General features: G+C 76.1%; 24 protein-coding genes. 14 read left to right on the top strand and 10 right to left on the bottom strand.

The genetic code is table 11. The features are described 5' to 3' along the window. The first annotated feature begins 52 nt into the window (after positions 1 to 52). Together ACGFI1_RS34700 and ACGFI1_RS34695 are read left to right on the top strand one after the other, a co-directional pair. Entirely contained in the window at positions 53 to 505 is a 453-nt protein-coding gene (locus tag ACGFI1_RS34700) for a YbhB/YbcL family Raf kinase inhibitor-like protein (RefSeq protein ID WP_392791493.1), read from the top strand. 4 nt (positions 506 to 509) lie between these two features. Further along, the gene (locus ACGFI1_RS34695) at positions 510 to 854 is read left to right on the top strand and encodes a DUF6343 family protein (protein ID WP_392791491.1); all 345 of its coding nucleotides are present in this window, start codon (positions 510 to 512) and stop codon (positions 852 to 854) included. Positions 855 to 880: 26 nt separating this feature from the next. Here ACGFI1_RS34695 and ACGFI1_RS34690 read toward each other — a convergent pair whose 3' ends face one another. Next, positions 881 to 1783 (bottom strand): helix-turn-helix transcriptional regulator, encoded by a 903-nt coding sequence (locus tag ACGFI1_RS34690; protein WP_138637061.1) that lies wholly within the window; start codon positions 1781 to 1783, stop codon positions 881 to 883. Positions 1784 to 1892: 109 nt separating this feature from the next. Between ACGFI1_RS34690 and ACGFI1_RS34685 the strand changes: the two genes are divergently transcribed. Continuing rightward, positions 1893 to 3332 carry an MFS transporter gene (locus tag ACGFI1_RS34685; protein ID WP_392791488.1) on the top strand — a complete coding sequence of 480 codons (1440 nt, stop codon included), beginning with the start codon at positions 1893 to 1895 and terminating at the stop codon, positions 3330 to 3332. Positions 3333 to 3339: 7 nt separating this feature from the next. Here ACGFI1_RS34685 and ACGFI1_RS34680 read toward each other — a convergent pair whose 3' ends face one another. Both ACGFI1_RS34680 and ACGFI1_RS34675 read right to left on the bottom strand, forming a co-directional pair. Then, complete coding sequence (locus ACGFI1_RS34680; protein ID WP_386866064.1) at positions 3340 to 4167, bottom strand: glycosyltransferase family 2 protein; 828 nt, start codon at positions 4165 to 4167, stop codon at positions 3340 to 3342. A gap of 11 nt (positions 4168 to 4178) precedes the next feature. Then, on the bottom strand, positions 4179 to 5066 hold the full coding sequence (locus ACGFI1_RS34675; RefSeq protein ID WP_392738233.1) for a glycosyltransferase family 2 protein: 888 nt from the start codon (positions 5064 to 5066) through the stop codon (positions 4179 to 4181). Positions 5067 to 5300: 234 nt separating this feature from the next. Here ACGFI1_RS34675 and ACGFI1_RS34670 point away from each other — a divergent pair, with 234 nt between their 5' ends. Genes ACGFI1_RS34670 through ACGFI1_RS34625 form a run of 10 tightly spaced genes read left to right on the top strand, consistent with a single transcriptional unit; the run spans position 5301 to position 16322 of the window. Next, positions 5301 to 6938 carry a carbamoyltransferase family protein gene (locus ACGFI1_RS34670; protein ID WP_392791486.1) on the top strand — a complete coding sequence of 546 codons (1638 nt, stop codon included), beginning with the start codon at positions 5301 to 5303 and terminating at the stop codon, positions 6936 to 6938. Continuing rightward, positions 6938 to 8458, top strand: a complete 1521-nt coding sequence (locus tag ACGFI1_RS34665) for an HAD-IIIA family hydrolase (protein ID WP_392791484.1) — start codon at positions 6938 to 6940, stop codon at positions 8456 to 8458. The genes ACGFI1_RS34670 and ACGFI1_RS34665 overlap by 1 nt, the downstream gene beginning before the upstream one ends. After that, positions 8455 to 9465, top strand: coding sequence for a glycosyltransferase family 9 protein (locus tag ACGFI1_RS34660; protein ID WP_138639042.1), 1011 nt, complete (start codon positions 8455 to 8457; stop codon positions 9463 to 9465). Before ACGFI1_RS34665 ends, ACGFI1_RS34660 begins: the two co-directional genes overlap by 4 nt. Continuing rightward, positions 9462 to 10457: a glycosyltransferase family 4 protein gene (locus ACGFI1_RS34655; RefSeq protein ID WP_364554746.1), complete on the top strand. Its 996-nt coding sequence runs from the start codon at positions 9462 to 9464 to the stop codon at positions 10455 to 10457. Before ACGFI1_RS34660 ends, ACGFI1_RS34655 begins: the two co-directional genes overlap by 4 nt. Then, the gene (locus ACGFI1_RS34650; RefSeq protein WP_392791482.1) at positions 10454 to 11671 is read left to right on the top strand and encodes a glycosyltransferase; all 1218 of its coding nucleotides are present in this window, start codon (positions 10454 to 10456) and stop codon (positions 11669 to 11671) included. Before ACGFI1_RS34655 ends, ACGFI1_RS34650 begins: the two co-directional genes overlap by 4 nt. A gap of 50 nt (positions 11672 to 11721) precedes the next feature. Next, positions 11722 to 12273, top strand: coding sequence for a D-sedoheptulose-7-phosphate isomerase (locus tag ACGFI1_RS34645; protein ID WP_392738415.1), 552 nt, complete (start codon positions 11722 to 11724; stop codon positions 12271 to 12273). Positions 12274 to 12288: 15 nt separating this feature from the next. After that, positions 12289 to 13692: a PfkB family carbohydrate kinase gene (locus ACGFI1_RS34640; protein ID WP_138639045.1), complete on the top strand. Its 1404-nt coding sequence runs from the start codon at positions 12289 to 12291 to the stop codon at positions 13690 to 13692. Next, a complete protein-coding gene (locus ACGFI1_RS34635) occupies positions 13689 to 14372 on the top strand; it encodes an SDR family oxidoreductase (RefSeq protein WP_392738219.1) in 684 nt (227 codons plus the stop codon). Before ACGFI1_RS34640 ends, ACGFI1_RS34635 begins: the two co-directional genes overlap by 4 nt. Beyond that, positions 14363 to 15307 (top strand): glycosyltransferase family 9 protein, encoded by a 945-nt coding sequence (locus tag ACGFI1_RS34630; protein ID WP_392791479.1) that lies wholly within the window; start codon positions 14363 to 14365, stop codon positions 15305 to 15307. The genes ACGFI1_RS34635 and ACGFI1_RS34630 overlap by 10 nt, the downstream gene beginning before the upstream one ends. A 58-nt stretch (positions 15308 to 15365) precedes the next feature. Then, on the top strand, positions 15366 to 16322 hold the full coding sequence (locus tag ACGFI1_RS34625; protein ID WP_386866077.1) for a UDP-glucuronic acid decarboxylase family protein: 957 nt from the start codon (positions 15366 to 15368) through the stop codon (positions 16320 to 16322). Positions 16323 to 16392: 70 nt separating this feature from the next. Here ACGFI1_RS34625 and ACGFI1_RS34620 read toward each other — a convergent pair whose 3' ends face one another. From ACGFI1_RS34620 to ACGFI1_RS34600, 5 genes are all read right to left on the bottom strand, one after another. Then, positions 16393 to 16794, bottom strand: coding sequence for a DUF2267 domain-containing protein (locus ACGFI1_RS34620; protein ID WP_386866079.1), 402 nt, complete (start codon positions 16792 to 16794; stop codon positions 16393 to 16395). Positions 16795 to 16849: 55 nt separating this feature from the next. Then, positions 16850 to 17779 carry a polysaccharide pyruvyl transferase family protein gene (locus tag ACGFI1_RS34615; protein WP_392791477.1) on the bottom strand — a complete coding sequence of 310 codons (930 nt, stop codon included), beginning with the start codon at positions 17777 to 17779 and terminating at the stop codon, positions 16850 to 16852. A 247-nt stretch (positions 17780 to 18026) separates the two neighbouring features. After that, complete coding sequence (gene crcB / locus ACGFI1_RS34610; RefSeq protein ID WP_138639049.1) at positions 18027 to 18392, bottom strand: fluoride efflux transporter CrcB; 366 nt, start codon at positions 18390 to 18392, stop codon at positions 18027 to 18029. Continuing rightward, positions 18389 to 18865, bottom strand: a complete 477-nt coding sequence (locus ACGFI1_RS34605) for a fluoride efflux transporter FluC (protein ID WP_392791475.1) — start codon at positions 18863 to 18865, stop codon at positions 18389 to 18391. Before ACGFI1_RS34605 ends, crcB begins: the two co-directional genes overlap by 4 nt. A gap of 142 nt (positions 18866 to 19007) precedes the next feature. Further along, a complete protein-coding gene (locus ACGFI1_RS34600; RefSeq protein ID WP_392791472.1) occupies positions 19008 to 19397 on the bottom strand; it encodes an SRPBCC family protein in 390 nt (129 codons plus the stop codon). Positions 19398 to 19555: 158 nt separating this feature from the next. Between ACGFI1_RS34600 and ACGFI1_RS34595 the strand changes: the two genes are divergently transcribed. After that, entirely contained in the window at positions 19556 to 20341 is a 786-nt protein-coding gene (locus ACGFI1_RS34595) for a SigB/SigF/SigG family RNA polymerase sigma factor (RefSeq protein WP_138641348.1), read from the top strand. A 47-nt stretch (positions 20342 to 20388) separates the two neighbouring features. Here the strand turns inward: ACGFI1_RS34595 and ACGFI1_RS34590 are convergent, their stop codons facing one another. After that, the gene (locus ACGFI1_RS34590; RefSeq protein ID WP_392791469.1) at positions 20389 to 21264 is read right to left on the bottom strand and encodes a S1 family peptidase; all 876 of its coding nucleotides are present in this window, start codon (positions 21262 to 21264) and stop codon (positions 20389 to 20391) included. A gap of 109 nt (positions 21265 to 21373) precedes the next feature. After that, positions 21374 to 22891 carry a glycerol kinase GlpK gene (glpK, locus tag ACGFI1_RS34585; protein WP_387067156.1) on the bottom strand — a complete coding sequence of 506 codons (1518 nt, stop codon included), beginning with the start codon at positions 22889 to 22891 and terminating at the stop codon, positions 21374 to 21376. Between the last annotated feature and the right edge of the window lie 3 nt (positions 22892 to 22894).

Below are 22894 nucleotides of genomic sequence, written 5' to 3'. Positions count from 1 at the left end.
GGCGATCACGGTCCGGGCGCATCGACGCGCCCGGACCGGGCACGACCAGCCCATGGAAGAGATGATGCTGCGGAGCACCGCGTTCAACGACCACACGCTCATGCCGTCGGAGTACTCGCACGATAGGGGGGACGTCTCGCCCCCGCTGGAGTGGTCGGAGCCGCCCGAGGAGGTCGTGGAGCTCGCGCTCGCCTGCGAGGACCCGGACGCGCCCGCCGGCACGTTCGCGCACTGGCTGCTCGCCGGGATCGACCCGGTGACGACCGGCCTGGAGGCCGGGGAGCGGCCTGTCGGAGCCGTCGCCGGCCGCAACGACTACGGCACCGCCGGGTACGGCGGCCCGAAGCCCCCGGCCGGCGACGACCCGCACCGGTACTTCTTCCGGCTCTACGGGCTGTCGGAGCCGTCCGGGCTCCGCGCGGGGTTCACCGCGGAGGACCTGCGGGACGCCCTGCAGGAGAAGGTCGTGGCGGCGGGGACGCTCGTCGGCACGTTCGTGCGGTGACGCCGTGGGCACCCCCGAACGGCGGGACCCCGGGGAGGAGCCCGAGGAGGAGCCCGGCCGGGACGAGTACGAGCCGTACGGCCCCGAATGGCGCGGGCCCGGGTCGCACGGGCCCTACCCGCACGAGCAGCCGCGCGGCAGCGAGCCGCTGAACGCGCGCAGCCCGCTGCGGCTGCGGGCGATCCTGTCCGGCATCGCGCTGGTCATCGCGGTCGCCGCCGCGATCCTGTTCGCGCTCGGGGCGCAGGCCGACGGCGACGGGGACTGGGCCGCCGCCGGGATCTGCGCGGCCGTCGCCGTCATCGCCGCGATCGACCTCGTGGTGATCGCCCGGCGCGCCCGGTCCTGACCGGCGCCCGGCCCGCTCCGGCGCGGTCAGTGCCCGTGCTCGGCGGCCTCCGGGTGGGCGAGCAGCCAGCCGATCCGCTCCCGGCTCTCCTCGTCGGTCGGCGTGTAGGCGACCAGCCGCGCACCGGGCGCGGCGCTGAGCTCCATGGCGGTGGTGCGGGTCCTGATCTCCCCGGCGACGGCGCGGTGCCGGAACACCTTCAGGGCCGAGTGCGCCAGGGCGACGTCGTGGGAGGCCCACAGCCGCGCGAACTCCGGGCTGACCCCCTGCAGCCGCCGGACCAGCTCCTTCCAGCCGGGCTCGTCGAGGTGGCGGCTGTAGCGGTGCCGGAACGTCGCGACCAGCCCGGGCGCCGTCTCCGCCACGTTCGCGACCGGGTTGCAGCACGGCGGCAGCGTGAACGACAGCCACATCGTGTTCCGCTCGCACGGCCGCGCGGTCACGACGGCCGGGAAGATCGCCGCGTAGGCGTCGTTCCAGGCGAGGATGTCGCAGCGGCCGTTGGCGACCGAGGCGGGCATGGGCGACAGGGCGTCCAGGATCGCCTGGACGTCCTCGGGCAGGGCGTCGGCGTCCTCCTCCGCCCCGGCCTCGGGGACGTCGGCGAGCCGGTACAGGTGCTCGCGCTCCGCGCCGTCGAGGCGCAGCGTGCGGGCCACCGCGTCCAGCACCTGCGTGCTCGCGTTGATGGGGCGGCCCTGCTCCAGCCACGTGTACCAGGTCACGCCGACCCCGGCGAGCTGCGCGACCTCCTCGCGGCGCAGGCCGGGGGTGCGGCGCCGGGGGCCGGGCGGCATGCCCACGTCCTCCGGCGTGATTCGCGCCCGCCGGCTGCGCAGGAACGCCGCCAGCTCGGTGCGTCGGCGCGGCCGCGCCCGGCCGCGTGCGGGGGCGGCGGGCCCGCGGGCCGTCGTCTCCGTGCTCGTCATCGTCACGTCCCCCAGACTGCCTCCGGCGCGCGGCCCGTTCCAGGTGCTGTCAGTACCAGTATCGGCAGGCTCTCGTTACCGGTACCGGCACGGGCCCACGCTTGCACACATGACACAGACAACCGATCTGCGGGGAGTTGTTCCCGAACGGGGGTCGCGGACCGGATCCGGCGGCGCGCTGCTCGCCGTCATCCTGCTCGGCCAGTTCATGGGGATCCTCGACGCGAGCATCGTCAACGTCGCTCTCCCGACGATGCGCACGGAACTGCACGCCTCCGGGGCGGGGCTTCAGCTCGTCGTCGCCGGGTTCATCGTCTCCTACGCCGTCCTCCTCATCACCGGCGCGCGGGTCGGCGCGCTCGGCGGCCACCGCCGCATGTTCCAGCTCGGCCTCGCCGGGTTCACGGCCGCGTCGCTGGCGTGCGGGCTGGCGCCGTCCACCGGGTGGCTCGTGGCGTTCCGGTTCCTGCAGGGCGCCACCGCCGCGCTGCTGACGCCGCAGGTGATGTCGATGATCCAGCGGAACTTCAGCGGCGCCGCGCGGGCCCGCGCGCTCGGCTACTACTCCGCCGTGATCGCGGGCGGCGTCGTGGTCGGGCAGGCGGCCGGGGGCCTGCTGGTCAGCGCCGACCTGTTCGGCACCGGCTGGCGGGGCGTCTTCCTGGTCAACGTGCCGATCGGGGTGGCGCTGCTGCTCGCCGGGCCGCGCGTGCTGCCCCGCGACGAGGCGCGGCCCGGCGGCGCGGGGACGCGCGGGCAATTGGACCTGCCGGGGCTGGTGACCCTCGCCGCCGCGGTGCTGCTGTTCGTCGTCCCGCTGATCATGGGCCACGAGCTGGGCTGGCCGGTGTGGGGCTGGGCGTCGCTGGCCGCGAGCCCGGTGCTGCTGGCCGCGTTCGTCGCGGTCGAGCGCCGCACGGGCGCGGCCGGCGGCCGGCCGCTGATCCCGGCGCGGGTGCTGCGCGCGCCGCTGCTCGTGCCGGCCTGCGTCGCGATCATGTTCGGGCCGGGCAGCTGGGCGGCGTTCCTGTTCACCACGACCCTGCACCTGCAAGGGGACCTGCGGATGTCGCCGCTGGAGTCGGGGCTGGCGTTCGTCCCGTGCGTGACGGCGTTCGCGCTCGTCGGGCTCAACTGGCGGCGGCTGCCGCCGCGCTGGCACCGCCGGGTGATCCCGGCCGGATTCGCGGTCGCGGCGGCGGGCTACCTGTGCGTCGGCCCGCTGGCGGGCGGCGGCGCGGGCTACGAGGCGCTCACCGTCGTCATCGGGTTCGGCCTCGGCGTGATGCCGATCATCATGACGACCGCGCTCCAGCACGTCCCGGCGGAGGACGCCTCCGACGCCAGCGGGCTGCTGCTCACCCTGATGCAGCTGGCGCAGGTGATCGGCATCGCCACGGCCGGCACGCTGTTCCTCGGCCTGGCGGAGTCGAGCGGCTCCACCCGGCACGCCGAGTACGGCACCGGATGGGCGCTCGCCGCCGCGACCCTCGCGGGCGCCGTGTGCGCGCTGTCGCTGGCCCGCGCCCGGGCCGCCGCGCGCGCCTGACCGCCGCTCAGTACCCGGCGAGCCGCGCCCGGGCGGCCTCGACGGCGGGCGGCACGGGGCGGCGGGCGCGGGCGACGGAGGGCAGCACGCGGGCGGCGGCGGCGAGGCCGGCCCGCCCGTCCCGGCTGGCGAGCGCGGACGCGGCCGTCCGGGCGACCGTGCGGAGCGGGCGGCGCAGCCACGCGGTGAGCAGCCGGTTGCGGACCTCCCGGCGGCGCCGCGCGGCCGGGTCGCGGCCCGTCCGGGACGGGTGGTGGTGCACGACGAGCTCGGGCACGTAGGCGAGGCCCCACCCGGCGGTGGCGAGGTCGAGCGCGAGCAGCTCCTCCTCCCCCGCGAAGTGCAGGACGTCGGAGAAGCCGCCGGCGTCGAGGAACGCGTCCCGGCGCACGACCGCCGAGCAGGCGAGGAAGCCGAGGACGGCCGGGCCGGGGAGCCCCGCCGGGCGGCCGAGCGGCGCCTCGGCCATCTGCGCGGAGACCGGTTCGAGCCGCTGCTGCGGCCCGACGAGGACGCGGGCGGCCAGCAGCGCCGTGCGCGGGTGCGCGTCGAGGATCTCCACGGCCCGCTCCAGCGCGCCCGGCGCCCACCAGGAGTCGTCGTCGGCGAAGGCGACGTAGCGGGTGCCGGCGCGCTCGGCGCCGGCGTTGCGAGCGGCGGCGCCCCGGTTGCGGGGCAGCCGCAGGACGGTGGCGCCGGCCTCCCGGGCGACGGCGGCGGTGCCGTCGGCGGAGGCGTTGTCGGCCACGATGACCGGCGCGGTGTGGTGGCGGAGGCTGCGGCGCAGCTCGGCGGCGCGGTCGCGGGTCGCCACCACGATCGTGACATCGGGCATGGGTGCTCCCTTCAGCTCACGTAGCGGCGGGCCGTGGACTCGCGCTGGGACGTCTCCAGGCTGCGCAGCCGGTCCTCGACGTCCGGCGGCAGCGTCCGGCGCTCGCGGGCCACCCAGCCGAGCCCGGCGGCGGCCTCGGCGAGCGCCCGGGCGGTGACGCGGTCGCGCGGCAGCGTGCGCAGCAGCCGGGCGGTGCGGCGGGCGGCGGCCGGGAGCGGCCGCCGCAGCCAGGTGAACCACAGCGTGTTGCGGATGCCGTGCCTGCGCCGCAGGTGCGGCTCGCGGAGCGGGGACGGCTCGTGGTGGACGACGACGTCCTCGGCGTAGCACAGCTGCCAGCCGAGGGCCATGAGGTCGGCGCTGAGCAGTTCCTCCTCGCCGCCGAGCCACAGCCGCGCGGAGAACCCGCCGGCCTCCCGGAACGCCTCGGTCCGCAGCATCGAGGCGCCGGCCAGGAACGAGCCGAGGGCGGGCCCGGGCAGCCACGCCGGACCGGGGACGGGCGAGTGCCGCAGCTCGGGCACGATCGGGTCCTCGCGCCCGCCGGGCTCCACCAGGATCCGCCCGGTCACGACCGCGAGGCGCCGGTGCGCGTCGAGCAGGTCGGCGGCGCGGGACGGCGCGTCCGGGTCCCACCAGGTGTCGTCGTCGGCGAACGCGATGTAGGGGGTGCGGACGTGGTCGGCCGCGAGGTTGCGGCCGACGGCGCCGAGATTGCCTGGTGCCCGCAGGAGCGCGACCCGGGGGAACTCCGCCGCGACGGCGTCGGCCGTCCCGTCCCGGGAGTCGTTGTCCACCACGATGACCGGCGCGTCCTCGGTGATCCTCCGCGTGCGCGCGAGCATGGCGAGCAGCGACTGCCGCCGGTCCCGGGTGATGACGACGACGGTGAATCGCATGAACCGCCAAGTACCCGGCCTCTCCCCCTCTATGTGCACGGAATACGTCCCTAGCTGGCACTTCGACCACCAGCGACTTTCCTGACTTCAGCGTTTAGGTCCCCTGTTATCGGCTATGCCGAATCACCTATAGGGGATTCGCTCTCCGGCGATGCGGCCAGAGACCGCCCAGAGCCGATGTCTATGACGACGTCATCGGCACCTCACCGAATGATGCGCCGAAACGGGGCTCATATGCGCGTGCTCGGAATCAACGCGATCTTCCACGACCCGGCCGCCGCACTGGTGGCGGACGGCAGGATCGTCGCGGCGGCGGAGGAGGAGCGCTTCAGCCGCCGCAAGCACGGGAAGCGGCCCGTGCCGTTCTCCGGCTGGGAGCTGCCGGAGCAGGCCGCCCGCTGGTGCCTGGCGGAGGCCGGGCTGGAACCCGGCGACCTCGACGCCGTCGCCTACTCCTACGACCCGTCCCTGGTCGAACCCGGCCTCGGCGGGCACGACGAGCAGTGGGAGCGGCTGCGCACCCTGTACGCGCGGCGCGCCCCGAACTTCCTCGCGACGGCGCTGCCCGGGCTCGACCCCGGCATCGTCCGGTTCGTCCCCCACCACGTCGCGCACGCCGCGTCCGCCGCGCTCGCCGCGCCGGCGCCCGGCGACGGCGACGTGCTGGTCCTGGACGGCCGGGGCGAGTCGCACTCGCACCTGGCCGGCACCTACCGGGACGGCGTCCTGACGCCGCTGCACGCGCAGCGGCTCCCCCACTCGCTCGGCCTGATGTACGAGGACCTCACCGAGCACCTCGGCTTCCTGCGCTCCAGCGACGAGTACAAGGTCATGGCACTGGCGTCCTACGGCGAGCCGCGCTTCCTGGACGAGCTGCGCGAGCACGTCCGCGCGACCGGCGACGGCGGCTTCGAGGTCGCCGCGATCGACTGGGGCTCGCTCGCCAAGGCGCGCACGGCCGGCGGCGAGTGGACCCGCGACCACGCCGACCTCGCCGCGAGCGTCCAGGCCCGCCTCGAGGAGGTGCTGCTCGACCTCGCGGCGTGGCTGCACGGCGAGACCGGCTCCCGGCGGCTGATGCTCGCCGGCGGCGTCGCGCTCAACTGCGTCGCCAACTCCCGCCTCGCCGGCGCCGGCCCCTACGACGACCTCTGGGTGCAGCCCGCGGCGGGCGACGCCGGCACGGCGCTCGGCGCCGCGCTGCACGTGGCCCAGGGCGCCGGAGACCCGCTCACCGGCATGCCGGGCGCCGACCTCGGCCGACGGTGGAGCGACCGGGAGATCGCCGCGCGCCTCGACACCGCGAAGATCGCCTACGAGCGGCCCGCGGACCTCGCCGCCACGGTCGCCGAGGCCCTCGCCCGCAACGAGATCGTGGCCTGGTTCCAGGGCCGCTCGGAGTTCGGGCCGCGCGCGCTCGGGCACCGGTCGCTGCTCGCCCACCCCGGCCACGCCGGGAACGTGGAGCGGCTCAACGACGTCAAGGGTCGCGAGCAGTTCCGGCCGATCGCGCCGATGGTCGCGCTGGAGGACGCCCCCGAGGTCTTCCAGGGCCCGCTCCCGAGCCCGTACATGCTGTTCGTCCACGGCGTCCGGCCGGAATGGCGGGAGCGGATCCCCGCGGTCGTGCACGTGGACGGCACCGCCCGCGTCCAGACGGTCTCGGCCGACGCCGAGCCGCTCGTGGCGCGCCTCCTCGCGGAGTTCCGCCGCCGGACCGGGCTGCCCGTGCTCGTCAACACCAGCCTGAACACCGCCGGGCGCCCGATGGTCGACGACCCGCGCGACGCGCTGGAGTGCTTCGGCTCCGCGCCGGTCGACCTGCTCGCCATCGGGCCGTTCACGGTGCGCCGCCGGGAGGTGCGCGGTTGATGGACTACACCGTCGTCGTCCCCACCGTCGGACGGGAGAGCCTGCGCGGCACGCTGCGGGCGCTGCTCGCCGCGCTGGACGGCGGCCCGGAGCGGGGCCCGCACGAGATCATCGTCGTGGACGACCGGCCCGCGCCCGGCGCGCCGCTGCCGCTGCCCGCCGAGCCCGGCCCGCCGGTGCGGGTGCTGCGCTCGGGGGGCCGCGGGCCCGCCGCCGCCCGCAACGCCGGCTGGCGCGCCGCCGCGACCGAGTGGGTGGCGTTCCTGGACGACGACGTCGTGCCCGCGCCGGACTGGCCCGCCCGGCTGGCCGCCGACCTCGCGGACCTGCCGCCCTCGGTCGGCGGGTCGCAGGGCCGGGTCACCGTGCCGGCCCCGGACGGCCGGGCCCCGACCGACTGGGAGCGCGGTACCGCCGGGCTCGCCAGTGCCGACTGGATCACCGCCGACATGGCCTACCGGCGCGGCGTCCTCGCCGAGCTGGGCGGCTTCGACGAGCGCTTCCGCCGCGCCTACCGCGAGGACGCGGACCTGGCGCTGCGCGCGCTGGACGCCGGGCACGGGCTCGTCCTCGGCGACCGGCGCGTGACCCACCCCGTCCGGCCGGCCGGGTTCTGGGCGTCGGTGCGGGCGCAGGCCGGGAACGCCGACGACGTCCTGATGTGGCGGGTGCACGGGCCCGGCTGGCGCGCCCGCGCCGGCGAGGGCCGGGGCCTGCTCGGCCGGCACGCGCTCACCACCGCCGCCGGGCTGCTCGCGCTCGCGGCGCTGCCCGCCGCGGCGGCCCGCGACCGGCGCGGCGCGGCCGTCGCAGCCGCGGCGGCCGGCACCTGGGCCGTGCTGACCGCGCGGTTCGCCTATGAGCGGATCAAACCGGGCCCCAAGACTCCCGGAGAGGTGGCGACGATGCTCGTCACGAGCGCCGCCATCCCGCCCGCGGCCGTCCTGCACCGCGTCCGCGGGCTGGCCGTCCACCGGCGGGCGCGGAGCTGGGGCGGCCCCCGGGCCGTGCTGTTCGACCGCGACGACACCCTGATCCGGGACGTCCCGTACAACGGGGACCCCGAGCGGGTCGAGCCGGTGCCGGGCGCGCGCCGCGCCCTGGACCGGCTCCGCGACCACGGCGTCCGGATCGGCGTCGTGTCCAACCAGTCCGGCGTCGCCAAGGGGCTCATCGGCGCCGGGGACGTGCGGCGCGTCAACGCCCGCGTCGAGGAGCTGCTCGGCCGGATCGACGTGTGGGAGTTCTGCCCGCACGACGACGGCGACGGCTGCAAGTGCCGCAAGCCCGAGCCCGGCATGATCGAGCGCGCCGCGGAGCGGCTCGGGATGCTGCCGTCCGACTGCGCCGTCATCGGCGACGTCGGCGGCGACGTCGAGGCCGCCGCGGCCGCGGGGGCGCGCGGCATCCTCGTCCCGACCCGGCGGACCCGGCCGGCCGAGATCGCGCGGGCGCCGGAGACGGCGCCGACGCTGGCCGCCGCCGTCGAACTGGTCCTCGGCGGAAGGCGGCGCCGATGAGGGTCCTCGTGGCACGCCAGGACAACCTCGGCGACGTGCTGCTCGCCGGGCCCGCCGTGCGGGCGGTCGCCGCCCGCGCCGACGAGGTCGTGCTGCTGTGCGGCCCGCGCGGCCGCGCCGCCGCCGACATGCTGCCCGGCGTCGACCGCGTCATCGAATGGTGCGCCCCCTGGATCGACCCCGACCGGGTGCCGGTGAAACGGGCGGAGATCGACCGGATCGTCCGGGAGCTGCGCGGCTTCGACCGGGCGCTGGTCCTCACCTCCTTCCACCAGTCGCCGCTGCCGCTGGCGCTGCTGCTGCGGCTCGCCGGGACGCCCTGGATCGGCGGCATCAGCGAGGACTACCCGGGGTCGCTGCTGGACCTGCGGCACCGGCCCGACACCGACGTCCCCGAGCCGCTGCGGATGCTGGCGCTCGCCGAGGACGCCGGGTTCCCGTCCCCGGCCGACACCCGGCTGCGGGTCCGCGGGCCGCTGCCCGACACCGACCACCTCACCGGCGGCCCCGGCTACGTGGTGGTGCACCCCGGCACGTCCGTGCCCGCGCGCGCCTGGCCGCCGAAGCGCTGCGCCGAGGCGGTGCGGCTGCTGCGCGCCTCCGGCCGCCGGGTCGTCGTCACCGGCCACGGCGACGAGAAGGAGCTGACCGCGCTCGTCGCCGGCGAGGACGGCCTGGACCTCGGCGGCCGCACGTCGCTGCCGGAACTGGCGTCGGTGCTCGCGGGCGCGTGCGCCGTCGTCGCCGGCAACACCGGCCCCGCGCATCTCGCGGCGGCCGTCGGGACGCCGGTCGTGTCGCTTTTCGCGCCGACCGTGCCCGCCGCCCGGTGGGCGCCGTTCGGGGTCCCGCTGGCGCTGCTCGGCGACCAGCGGGCGCCGTGCAGGGACAGCCGCGCCCGCGAATGCCCGGTCGACGGGCACCCCTGCCTGTCGACCGTCACCGCCGACGAGGTCGCCGCCGCCGTGGAGGTCGTCGCGACCGTGGAGGAGGCGCCCGCCCGATGAGAGTCCTGATGTGGCACGTGCACGGCTCGTGGGCGACGTCGTTCGTGCACGGACCGCAGACCACGCTCGTCCCCGTCCTCCCCGGCCGCGGGCCGGACGGCCGGGGGCGGCCCGACACCTTCACCTGGCCCGACCGGGCGGTGGAGGTGACGCCCGAGCGGCTCCGCCACGAGGACGTCGACGCCGTCGTGCTGCAGCGCCCCCACGAGCTGCGACTGGCGGAGGAATGGCTCGGCCGGCGCCCCGGACGCGACGTCCCCGCCGTCTACGTCGAGCACGACACCCCGCGCCGGACGCCCTCCGACGCGGGGCTCCCCGAGGAGGTCGTGCCCGACAGCCGGCACTTCCTGCACGACCGCGCCGACATCCCCGTCGTGCACGTCACCCACTTCAACCGGCTGTTCTGGAACTGCGGCCGGGCCCCGGTCCTGGTCATCGAGCACGGCGTCGTCGACCCCGGCTACCGGTACACCGCCGACATGCCCCGCGCCGGCGTCGTCATCAACGACCCGCTGCGCCGCGGCCGCGTCGCGGGCACCGACCTGCTGCCCGAGCTCGCGGCGGCCGTCCCCCTCGACCTGTTCGGCATGAACGTCGCCGGCGCCCCCGAGCGCCTCGGCATCCCCCCGGAGTCGCTGTGGACCTTCGAGGACCTGCCGCAGGCGAGGATGCACGCGGAGCTCGCCCGCCGGCGCGTCTACGTCCACCCCTACCGGTGGACCTCGCTCGGCCTCGCCCTCATCGAGGCCATGATGCTCGGCCTGCCGGTGGTGGCGCTCGCCACCACCGAGGCGGTCGAGGCGGTGCCGCCCGAGGCCGGGGTGCTGTCCACGCGGGTCGCCGCCCTTGCGGACGCCGCGCGGACCCTGGCCGCCGACCCGCCGCGCGCCCGCCAGATGGGCAAGGAGGCGCGGGCCCACGCCGCCGAGAGGTACGGCCTGGCGCGCTTCCTGCGCGACTGGCGGCGAACTCTCCAGGAGGTAACGCGATGAGAATAGCCATGATCTCCGAGCACGCCAGCCCGCTCGCCGCCGACGGCGGCCTCGGCGGGGCGGACGGCGGCGGGCAGAACGTGTTCGTCGCGGAACTGGCGGCCGAGCTCGGCCGCCAGGGGCACTACGTCACCGTCTACACGCGGCGCGACGCCCCCGCCCCGCCGGACCGGGTGCGGCTCGCGCCCGGCGTCGCCGTCGAGCACGTCCCGGCGGGGCCGCCCGAGCGCATCGCCAAGGACGAGCTGCTGCCGTGGATGCGCGACTTCGGGACGTACCTGGAGCGGCGCTGGGCCGCCGACCCGCCCGACGTCGCGCACGCCCACTTCTGGATGAGCGGCCTCGCCGCGGTGCAGGCCGCGCAGGCGCCGGGGGCGCGGCGCGTGCCGGTCGTGCAGACCTACCACGCGCTCGGCGCCGTCAAGCGCCGCCACCAGGGCGCCGCGGACACCAGCCCCGCCTCCCGCGTCCGGCTGGAGCGCGCGGTCGGGCGCGCCGCCGAGGCCGTCATCGCCACCTGCTCCGACGAGGTCGCCGAGCTGGCCGCGATGGGCGTGCCCCGCGACCGGGTCCGGGTGGTGCCGTGCGGGGTCGACCTGGGTCTGTTCACCCCCGGCGGCCCCGGCGGCGACGACGCCGGCCCGCACCGCGTCGTGGTGCTGTCCCGGCTCGTCGAGCGCAAGGGCGTCGACACGGCCATCCGCGCGCTCGCCCACCTGCCCCGAACCGTGCTGGCCGTCGCCGGCGGGCCGCCCCGCGGCGGCCTGGACGGCGACCCCGAGGTGCGGCGGCTGCGGAGCGTCGCGCGGGACGCCGGCGTCGCCGACCGGGTGGAGTTCCTCGGCCGGCTCGGCCGCGCGGAGGTGCCGCCGCTGCTGCGGTCGGCGGACCTGGTGGCCGCGCTCCCCTGGTACGAGCCGTTCGGGATGGTGCCGCTGGAGGCGATGGCCTGCGGCGTCCCCGTGGTGGCGAGCGCCGTCGGCGGGCACCTCGACACGGTCGTGGACGGCGTCACCGGCACGCTCGTCCCGCCGCGCGACCCGGAGGCGGCGGCCGCCGCGGTCCGGGCGCTGCTGGACGACCCGGCCCGGCGCGCCGCGATGGGCTTCGCGGCGGGCGACCGGGCCCGCGCCCGCTACTCCTGGGCGCGCGTCGCCGCCGACACCGCCGAGGTGTACCGGCACGCCGCCGCGCTGACGGAGGTGGCCGCGTGACCGCGCAGCCGGGGTTCGGGACGCGCACCTCCACCGTCCACGACCGGCGGCTGGAGGCGCTCGCCGAGGCGGCGCTGCTGTTCCGCGACCAGGTGCCCGTCCTCGAAGGGTGGGGGCGCCGCCTCGCCCGCGTGCTGGGCGGCGGCGGGCGGCTGCTGGCCTGCGGCAACGGCGGCAGCGCCGCCGAGGCGCAGCACCTGACCGCCGAGCTCGTCGGCCGGTTCGAGAACGAGCGGTGCCCGCTGTCGGCGATCCCGCTGCACGGCGACACCTCCTCGGTCACCGCGATCGGCAACGACTACGGCCCGGTGAACGTCTTCGAGCGGCAGGTGCAGGCGCACGGCCGGCCCGGCGACGTGCTGGTATGCCTGTCGACCAGCGGCCGCAGCCCCAACGTGATCGCGGCGGCGCACCGCGCCCGGCGGCTCGGCATGGCGGCGTGGGCGGTCACCGGGCCCGGCCCGAACCCGCTCGCGGCGGCGTGCGACGACGCGGTCACCGTGGAGGCCGGGACCACCTCGACCGTCCAGGAGATCCACCTCGCGGCGGTGCACTTGCTCTGCGGGGTGGTGGACGAGGCGCTCGGAGTGAGCCGTGCCTGAGCGGAGGGAGACGCCATGACCGCGCCGCTCGTGGTGGTCGGCGACGTCCTGCTCGACATCGACATCGTCGGCACCAGCAGCCGGCTGTGCCCGGACGCGCCCGTCCCCGTCGTGGAGGGCGCCGAGGAGCTGCCCCGCCCCGGCGGCGCGGGCCTCGCCGCGCTGCTCGCGGCCGCGGCCGGGCGGGAGGTGGTGCTCGTCACCGCGCTCGCCGACGACGAGCCGGGGCGGCGGCTGCGCGCGATGCTGGAGCGGCACCTGGAGGTCGCCGCGTTCCACCTGCACGGCGGGACGCCCTGCAAGCTGCGCATCCGTTCCGGAGGGCAGTCGGTGGCGCGCCTGGACGCCGGGGAAGGGCAGGCCCTGGACGGGCCCGTCGGTCCGCGCGTCACCGACGCGATCGCGGGGGCCGGCGCCGTGCTGGTCTCCGACTACGGCCGCGGCGTGACCCGGCACCGCGCCGTCCGCTCGCTGCTCGGCGCGCTGCCGGCGGGCGTCCCGGTCGTCTGGGACCCGCACCCGCGCGGGGAGCCGCCGGTCCCCGGCGTCGTCCGGCTGCTCACCCCGAACGAGCAGGAGGCCGCGCGGCTGGCCGCCGCGGACGGCGCCGACATCACCGGGTTCGGGCTGTCGGCGGCCGGCCGGCGCGGCCGCCACCTCGGCCGCGCCTGGGGCATCGAGGGCGTCGCCGTCACGCTCGGCGCGGAGGGCGCGCTGCTGTGCGACGGGTCCGAGGCGCCGCCGTTCCTCGCGCCCGCCCGGCCGGCGCGGGGCGACTCGTGCGGCGCGGGCGACAGCTTCGCCGCCGGGGCGGTCGGCGCGCTCGCCGACGGCGCGGCGCTCACCGCCGCCGTCACCGAGGGCGTCAACCGGGCGTCGGAGTTCGTCCGGGCCGGGGCCGCGGCGGCCCTGTCGGCGCAGCTCGCCGAGACCGGCACCGCCCGGCTCGTGCCCGAGCGCGGCGAGGACGCCTGGGACATCGTCGAGCGGACGCGGCGCGCGGGCGGGACGGTGGTGGCGACCGGCGGCTGCTTCGACCTGCTGCACGCCGGGCACGTCAGCCTGCTCCAGCAGGCGCGGCGGCTCGGCGACTGCCTGATCGTCTGCGTCAACTCCGATGCGTCCGTCCGGCGCCGCAAGGGGCCGTCGCGGCCGGTGACGCCGGCCGCCGACCGGGTCCGGGTGCTGGAGGCGCTCAGCGACGTCGACGCCGCGGTGGTGTTCGACGACGACACCCCGGCGCCGCTGCTGGAGCGGCTGCGCCCCGACGTGTGGGTGAAGGGCGCCGACTACGCCGGGACCACGCTGCCCGAGGCCGAGACGGTCCGGGCCCACAACGGGGAGATCGTCCTGCTGCCCCTGCTGGAAGGGCGCTCCACCACGCGCCTGCTGTCCACCAAGAAGGGAACCGCGTCATGAACGTCCTCATCACCGGTGGCTCCTCCGGACTCGGCGCGGCCGTCGCGCGCAGGGTCGCCGACGGCGGCGGACGCCCCCTGATCCTCGACCGGCACCCGCCGAAGGACGACTTCGGCTTCGAGCACATGCAGGCCGACCTCGCCGACCGGCGGTGCGCCGAGCGCGCCGTGCACGGGCTGGCGCGCGCCGCCGGCGGGCTGAACGCCGTCGTGACCGCCGCCGGCATCGACGCGTGCGGCGGGCTGTGCGAGGTCCCCGCCGAGGACTGGGAGCGGGTCGTGCAGGTGAACCTGCTCGGCACCGCCGCCGTCGTCCGCGCCGCGCTCCCCTACCTGGAGAACGAGCCGCACGGGCGGATCGTCACGGTCGCGTCCACGCTCGGGTTCCGGGCGCTGGGCGACGCCACCGCGTACTGCGCGTCCAAGTTCGGGGTCGTCGGGTTCACCCGGGCGCTCGCCGCCGAGATGGCCGGGCGGGTCGGCGTCACGATGATCGTGCCGGGCGGGATGGACACCGCGTTCTTCGACGGCCGCCCCGCCCAGTACCGGCCGGGCGCGGACGCCAAGCTGAACCGGCCCGAGAACGTCGCGGAGGCGATCGCGTTCGCGCTCGCGCAGCCGGCCGGGTGCGAGGTGCGGGAGCTCGTCGTCTGCCCCTCGGAAGAGCCGTCGTGGCCGTGACGCCCAGCCGCGCGCTGGTGCTGCGCGCCCTCGGGCTCGGCGACCTGCTCACCGCCGTGCCCGCGCTGCGGGCGCTGCGGCGCGGGCTGCCGGACGCCCGGATCGCGCTCGCCGCGCCGGCGGCGCTCGGCCCGCTGGCCCGCGCGACCGGCGCGGTCGACGACGTCCTCCCGGCGGACGGCCTGGACGCCCCGCTCCGCGCCGCCGGCCCGGTGGACGTCGCCGTCAACCTGCACGGGTCGGGGCCGCAGAGCCACCGGCTCCTCGCGGCCTTGAAGCCCGGCCGGCTGCTGGCGTTCGCCTGCCCGGCCGCGCCGCACGACGACGGGCCGGCGTGGGACTCCGCCGAGCACGAGGTGGCGCGCTGGTGCCGGCTCACAGCCTGGTACGGGTTCGGCGCCGATCCGCGCGACCTGGACCTGCCGGCCCCGGACGCGGCGTCGCCCGCGCCGGGCGCCGCCGTCGTCCACCCCGGCGCCGCGTTCGCGGCGCGCCGCTGGCCCGCCGAGCGGTTCGCGGCGGTCGCGGCGGCGCTGCGGGACCGCGGCGAGCGCGTCGTCGTCACCGGCGGGCCCGGCGAGACGGCGCTCGCGCGCCGGGTGGCCGCGCTCGCCGGGCTGGACCCGGCCGCCGACCTGTCCGGCCGCACGTCCCTGCCGGAGCTGGCCGCGCTCGTCGCGGGCGCCCGGCTGGTGGTGTGCGGCGACACCGGCGTCGCGCACCTCGCGACCGCCTTCCGCACGCCGTCGGTGCTGCTGTTCGGCCCGACGCCGCCCGGCCGGTGGGGGCCGCCCGACCGCGCCGAGCACCGCGTCCTGTGGGCGGGCCGCCGCGGCGACCCGCACGGGCGCGAGCCCTGCCCGGGGCTGCTGGAGATCTCCGCGGACCAGGCCGTCGAGGCCGCGGGGGCGGTGCTCGCCCGCGCGGGCCGGTGAGCACGCCGACCGATCAGCACGTCAACGGATGAGCACGTCAACGGATGAGGAGGCAATGATGAGACATCCACGCGCCGTCGTCACCGGGGGGTCCGGCTTCCTCGGCTCGCACCTGTGCGAGGCGCTCCTCGCCGAGGGGATCTCGGTGGTGTGCATGGACAACCTGCTCACCGGGACCTTCCGCAACATCGCGCACCTCGCCCGCCGGCGGGACTTCCGGTTCCTGAAACGCGACCTCACCGAGCCGGTGCGGGTCCCCGGCGAGGTCGGCTACGTCTTCCACCTCGCCTCGGCCGCCTCGCCGGCCGACTACCTGCGGTTCCCGATCCAGACTCTGGAGGTCGGCAGCCAGGGCACCCGCAACGCGCTGGACCTCGCCGAGGCCAAGGGCGCCCGGTTCGTCCTCGCCTCCACCTCGGAGGTGTACGGGGACCCGCTGGTGCACCCGCAGCCCGAGACGTACTGGGGCAACGTGAACCCGGTCGGCCCGCGCAGCGTGTACGACGAGGCCAAGCGGTTCGGCGAGGCGCTGACCTCGGCGTTCCGGCACGCCCGCGGCCTCGACGCCGCGATCGTGCGGATCTTCAACACCTACGGGCCGCGGATGCGCCCCGACGACGGCCGCGCCGTCCCGACGTTCCTGCGGCAGGCGCTGACCGGCGAGGACCTCACCGTCACCGGGGACGGCTCGCAGACCCGCTCGATCTGCCATGTGGACGACACCGTCCGCGGCATCCTCGCCCTCGCGCTGTCCGGCCACCCGGGGCCGGTGAACATCGGCAGCCCGTACGAGGTGTCGATGGCCGACCTCGCCCGGCACGTCATCGACCTCACGGGCTCGGCGTCCCGGATCCGGTTCATCGACCGGCCGCAGGACGACCCGCGCGTCCGGCGCCCCGACACGGCCCTCGCGGAGAAGGAGCTCGGCTGGCATCCGAAGATCACGGTCGAGGAGGGGCTGCGCGGCACCATCGAGTGGTTCGGCCGGGAACTGCTCATCGCCCGCCCCGCCTGACCGGCCGCGCGCGAGACGGCCGCGGGGGAGCCGGCTCCCCCGCGGCCGTCTCGCGGGCCGGGGCCGGCGTTCAGCCGTTGTGGCCGGCCGCCACCAGGTCCCGGAGGTCCGCGGGGAGGCTGTGCCGCACCTTCTCCGCCACCGCCCCCTCGGTCGCCTCGTCGGTCACCTCCAGCACGACGCGGGCCAGGTAGGCCGAGCGTGGCTCGTCGGCGCCGGAGCGGACCGCGATCCGCTCGATGAAGTCGTGCCGGTCGAACCGCTCGCCGCTTCCCGCGCCGCCGTAGACCTCCGTCCGGCGCAGATGCTCGCCGATCTCGTGCGGCAGCTGCGCCGCGAGGTTGTCGGCGAGGCCCTCGGGTATCCGTTCGCCGAGGGTCTCCAGGACGGCCCGTGTCGCCCGCTCGGCCTCGCCGTGCCCGGAGAGGTGGGCGCGGTGCTGGACCTGTCCGATGAACTCCTCATGCCGCATGGCGGACGCTCCTTCCTGCGTCTGAAATGCAGAAACTGCCCGAAATATCCGGTCCTTAACGCGCGCCGAGGACGTCCAGCAGCTCGCCGATCATGCTCCCGTCCGCCGGGACCGCCGCCGCCCGCCCGGCCCCCTCCGGCGACAGCGCCCAGGCCCACCACCGGTCCAGCTCCGCCGCGTCCAGCAGCGGCTCCGCCGCCCCGCCCGGCCCGGCCGCCGGCTCGGGGATCGTGAGCACCGCGGGCCATGACCAGGCCCGTGCCTGCGCGGTCACCTTCGCGCCGCCCGCGACCGGGTCCACGGCCACCGCGGGGACCCCGTTCTTCAGCGCCAGGACGAGGCCGTGCAGCCGGGTCGTCACCACCAGGTCGAGCCTGCGCAGCACCGACTCGAACTCGGCGGCCGTGCCGAACATGCGCCAGTCGCGCGGATCGAGGCGCGTGTCCAGCGGCAGCCGCGCGCACTCGCGCGCGGCGAGCCAGCCCGCGAGCTCCCGGTCGACGCGGCCGTGCAGCCGCCGCGGCCCGTACTCCCGCTGGCCCGGCGCGAGGACGACCCCGACGACGGGCACCGACGGGCTCTCCGGCAGCGCCGCCAGGTCGTGCCGCGGCGCCGCCGCCGGCGTGTCGCGCGGCAGGACGGCGTCGAACCCGGTGACCGCGGGGTCGTCCGGATCGACGACCGAGACGCCGACGGTGACGCGGACGCAGCGCGCGAAGCGGCGGTGCAGCTCCTCGACCTGCCGCCCGCGCAGCGGCCCGCAGGCGAACACCACATGCGTGTAGGCGGCGGGATCGGCCTGGTCGAGGCCGAGGCCGCCCGGACGGAAGACGGGGCTCCACGCCAGATCGCACTCCACGCCGGCCGCGGCCAGCCCCTGCCGCACCGCCTCCATCGCCAGCACGTCGCCCGCCGTGGCCTCACCGTGCAGGAAGCTCGGCCACCCGGCCACGAGGACCCGCATCCGCCGCCCTGAGCTCGCCATGGCGACCTGCTACCCGGAGCGCTCCCGCCCATGCCCGGCACGGCCGCGACCATGCCCCGCGCGGCATGCCGTACTGCCCTCCGCGTGACACTTCAGACACCTTCCGGTTTACGGTCACGGCCCGCGGGGCAGAGTCACGTCGCGGCCCACTCGTCGGCTCGGAGCCAAGTGCCCCGAACTGCGAGCCTGGGCCGCACCAGCGTTCTCCCCCGATTCCGCCCCGGCGAACTCGTCCGCCGGGGCGGATTCACGTCCCGGGGAGCGCCTGCGCGACGACCATGCCGCAGTAGGCGGCGCCGAGGCCCGCGGCGATGCTGGCCGCCGCGTTGAGCAGCGCGTAGGAGCGGGCTCCGGTCTCGGCCAGCCGCAGCGTCTCGTAGCCGAACGTCGAGTACGTGCTCAGGGCGCCGCAGAAACCCGTCCCGGCGAACGCCATCACACCGCCGTCCACTGGGAGTGCCGCGAGCAGGCCGAGGATGAACGACCCCGCCACGTTGACGGTGAACGTCCCCCAGGGGAACACCGAGTCGTGCCGGGCCTGCACCGCCCGGTCGGTCAGGTAGCGCAGCGGGGCGCCGGCCGCGGCGCCCAGCGCGATCAGCAGGAGCGTCACGCGGCGTCCTCCGGTGCCCGGCGGCGGGTGAGCGCCCTCGTCAGCCGCACTCCCGCGAGGACGGCGGCGAGCGCGGCGGCCAGCGTCAGCGCGAGGTAGGCCAGCCCGACGCGCGGCGCGCCGTGCTCCACCGCCCGCTGGACGTCGACGGCGTAGGTCGAGAACGTGGTGAAGCCGCCGAGCACCCCCACCCCGAGGAACGGCCGGACCAGCGGATGCGCCGGACGCACCTCGGTGATCAGCACCATCAGCACGCCGATCAGCAGGCAGCCCGAGACGTTGACCCAGAAGACCCCCCACGGGAACTCCCCCGGCCCGCTCGGGAACGCGGTGCTCAGCCCGTGCCGGGCCAGCGCGCCGAGCACGCCGCCCGCCGAGATCGCGCCGAGCGTCGCCCACGGCGCCCGGGGCAGTTCGGCCCGCTGCCGCGGGTCGTGCAGATCGACATCGGGGTTCACGGGAGGGGAGGGCATGGCGTGCTCCTACCAGTAGCGACAGCGTTCACCGGTAGGGACCGTCGGCGGTCGTGCTCCGCGGTTCGCCCGGACCGGGCACGGCGGGCCCCACCGCCGTCTCCCCGGTACGCCGCCCGGGGCCTCCCCATCCTAGCGGCGATCAGGGTTCGAGACGGTCGGCGCGTGCGGCGCCGACCGCCGGACCGCTCCCCGCGCCGCGCGACTCGATGAGGGTCTTGAAGCGGCGCAGGTCGCCCCGCACCCGGTGCGTCAGCGCGCCGGTCCGGTCGCCGGCCCTCCCCGCGAGGCCCTCGGGGTCGAGCTCCAGCTGCGCGGTGACGCGGGTGGTGGTCTCGTCCAGGCGGTGGAACGTCACCACGCCGGCGAGCGTCGGGCCGTTCCGGGTCGTCCAGCGCAGGGTCGTGTCGCCGAGCCGGCGGATCTCCTCCACGCCGTCCATGAAGCGGGGGAACGCCTGGAACCGCGTCCACTGGTCGTAGGCGGTGCGGATCGGGACGGTGACGATGACCGACTCGGTGATCGTGCTCACGGCTCCACCTCCTGCCTCACCGCCCGGTTACCCGCGTGGGGTGCGTCTATCCCCGCGGCCCCCGCGGATCCGTGTGATCGCATTTCTGGCGGGTAGGGGGACGGCACCGAGCGACAGCCTCCGCCCTCGCCGGCCGCGTCCGCAAAGGAGAGCACCGCATGACGTCGGCGCAGTCCACCCGGTTCAACGACGGCCAGACCGAGATCCTGCTCGCGGAGATGAACCGGCTGGCGGAGGACGACCCGCACAGGGAGCGGCTGCGGGCGCGCATCGTCGACATGCACGCCCCGCTCGTCCGCGGCGTGGCGCGCCGGTACGCCAACCGGGGCGAGCCGCTCGACGACCTCCAGCAGGTCGCCTACCTGGGGCTGGTGAAGGCCATCAACCGGTTCGACCCCGGGATCGGCGACCGCTTCGTCACCTACGCCTACCCGGTGGTGACCGGGGAGGTGAAGCGCCACTTCCGCGACAAGACGTGGGGCATCCGGGTGTCGCGCCGCATCCAGGAGCTGCGGCCGGTCCTGCAGCGCAGCGTGCAGGAGTTCACCCGCGAGCACGGCCGCTCCCCCACCACCGCCGAGATCGCCGAGCTCATGGGCATCGACCAGGAGGAGACCGTCGAGGTCATCATCGCCTGCGACGCCTACCGCCCGCTGTCGCTGGAGGCGCCGGCGGACGGGTCGCCGAGCGGCGAGAACGGCACGGTCGGCGAGTACCTCGGCTCCGACGACCCGGCGCTGGAGGCCTTCATCGACGGCCACGCCCTCGGCCCGCTCATCGACGACCTCCCCGAGCGGGAGCGCACGATCCTGCTGCTGCGGTTCTTCGGCAACAAGACCCAGACGCAGATCGCCGAGCAGATCGGGCTGTCGCAGATGCACGTCTCCCGGCTGCTGCGCGCCACCCTCGACCGGCTGCGGATGGGCCTGCTGGCCGAGGGGTGAGCGCCCCCCGGCCGCTCCGTCACGGTCTGGGCGTCAGAGTTCGGGCGTCACGGCTTGGGCAGGGTGCACGCCTTGCTCAGCACGACGTCGTTGCCGGCGCCGAGGCAGCGCGCGAGCCCGTACGTCTGCTGCCCGTAGTGGGTGCCGTGGCGGACGGTGATCTCGCCGTCGCGGGCGACCTCGCACGGGTTGTTGAGGGTGCAGCGCTCGCCGTCGTCGTTGCCGGTGTTGTTGACGCCGACGACCTGGCCGGTCCTGGTGCTGATGATCGGAGAGCCCGACGTGCCGTGGATCGTCTCGCACTGCGGCGTGTAGCGGAGGGAGTCCCGCCACGTCCAGCCGGCCTCGCGCAGGCGGTACACGGTGGCGTCGATCCGGCAGCCGTAGATCTTCCGCCAGTAGCCGGACACGACCCGGATCTCCGTGCCGTCGTGCGGCCTGGCCGTGGACAGGCGCAGCGCGGACACGCCGTACCTGCTCTTGATCGCGGCGTAGGTGGTGTCCAGCCGGTAGACGGTCACGTCGGTGTCGGTCATCGTGGCGTACTCGACCCTGGTCGCGGTGAGGGTGCCGAGGTCGCCGCGGCCCGTCCGGTCGAGGAGGCGGAACGTGCGGGACGAGGGCTGGTCCACGACGACCTCGCCGGCCTTCGGCATCCCCGACTCCAGGCAGTGGCCGTTGGTCAGGACGAGCGCGGCGTCGGTGTCGCGGGACCGCGGCCCCCGCACCAGCGACCCCGAGCAGTTGCTGAGCGCGACGATGCCGGTGAAGTCGACCTCCGCCCGGCCCTGCTGCGCGGCGGGCTGGAGCGGGGCCGGGAGCGGCACCGGGAGCGGCTCGGGAGCGGCCTGCGCGGCACTGGCGGTGAGCGTCGCGGCGCCCGCGGCGGCGGCGAGAACGGCTGCGGCGAGGCGTCTGGGCATGCGGGGTCCTCTCGGCGGGCCGGAGCGCGCTCCGGTCGGTGACGGCGCTGTCACCGACCGGATGCTAGATCATCGGCGGCCCGTTGAGAAGGACCCCGGGGGGCGTCTTTCAGTCCACGTCCACCCAGCCGTAGGTCCGCTCGACGGCCTTCTTCCAGCCGGCGTAGCCGCTCTCGCGCTGATCCTCGTCCCAGGTGGGGTTCCAGCGCTTGTCCTCGTTCCAGTTCTGGCGGAGTTCGTCGGTGGTGTGCCAGAAGCCGACGGCGAGGCCGGCGGCGTAGGCGGCGCCGAGGGCGGTGGTCTCGGCGACGACGGGCCGCGAGACCGGGACGCCGAGGATGTCGGCCTGCAGTTGCATGCACAGCTCGTTGGCGGTGACGCCGCCGTCCACCTTCAGGACGTCCAGGGTGACCCCCGAATCCTGGCGCATCGCCTCCACCACGTCCCGGGACTGGTAGCAGATCGATTCCAGGGTGGCGCGGGCCAGGTGGGCGTTGGTGTTGAAGCGCGACAGGCCGACGATGGCGCCGCGCGCATCGGAGCGCCAGTAAGGGGCGAACAGGCCCGAAAAGGCGGGGACGAAGTAGACACCGCCGTTGTCGTCGACCTGCCGGGCCAGCGACTCGCTCTGCGCGGCCCCGGAGATGATGCCGAGCTGGTCGCGCAGCCACTGCACGGCCGACCCCGTCACCGCGATCGACCCCTCAAGCGCGTACACGGTCGGCTGGTCGCCGAACTTGTAGCAGACGGTCGTGAGCATCCCCGCCTTGGACCGGACGAGCTCCTCACCGGTGTTGAGCAGCAGGAAGTTGCCGGTGCCGTAGGTGTTCTTGGCCTCGCCGACCGCGAAGCACACCTGCCCTACCGTCGCGGCCTGCTGGTCGCCGAGGATGCCGGTCAGCGGGACCTCGCCGCCGAGCGGGCCGTCCGCACGGCTCATCCCGTACGGCTCCGGAGCGGACGACGGCTTGATCTCCGGCAGCATCGAGCGGGGGATGCCGAAGAACGACAGCAGCTCGTCGTCCCAGTCGAGGGTCTCCAGGTCCATCAGCATGGTGCGGCTGGCGTTGGTCGGGTCGGTGACATGCACGCCGCCGTTCACCCCGCCGGTCAGGTTCCACAGCACCCACGTGTCGATGTTGCCGAAGACCGCGTCGCCCGCCTCGGCCGCCTCCCGCACCCCGTCGACGTTCTCCAGGATCCACTGGATCTTGCCGCCGGAGAAGTACGTCGCCGGCGGCAGCCCGGCGCGGTGCCGGATCGTCTGCCCCCGCCCGTCGCGCTCCAGCGCCGACGCGATGCGGTCGGTGCGGGTGTCCTGCCAGACGATCGCGTTGTAGTACGGGCGGCCGGTGCGCCGGTTCCACACCACGGTCGTCTCGCGCTGGTTGGTGATGCCGAACGCGGCCAGGTCGGTGTGGCCCAGGTTCGCCTTGTTCAGCGTGGTCTGGACGACGGCGCGGGTCCGCTCCCAGATCTCGGTCGGGTTGTGCTCCACCCAGCCCGCCCGCGGCAGGATCTGCTCGTGCTCCAGCTGGTGGCGGGCGATCTCGTTCCCGCCGTGATCGAAGATCATGAAGCGGGTGCTCGTCGTGCCCTGGTCGAGCGCTCCGACGAAGTCGGCCATGTA

The organism is Actinomadura geliboluensis (genome assembly GCF_043197915.1).
GTDB lineage: Bacteria > Actinomycetota > Actinomycetes > Streptosporangiales > Streptosporangiaceae > Spirillospora > Spirillospora geliboluensis.
Note: the sequence above shows the minus strand (reverse complement) of the source record. Positions and strands in the feature narration are given on the sequence as shown.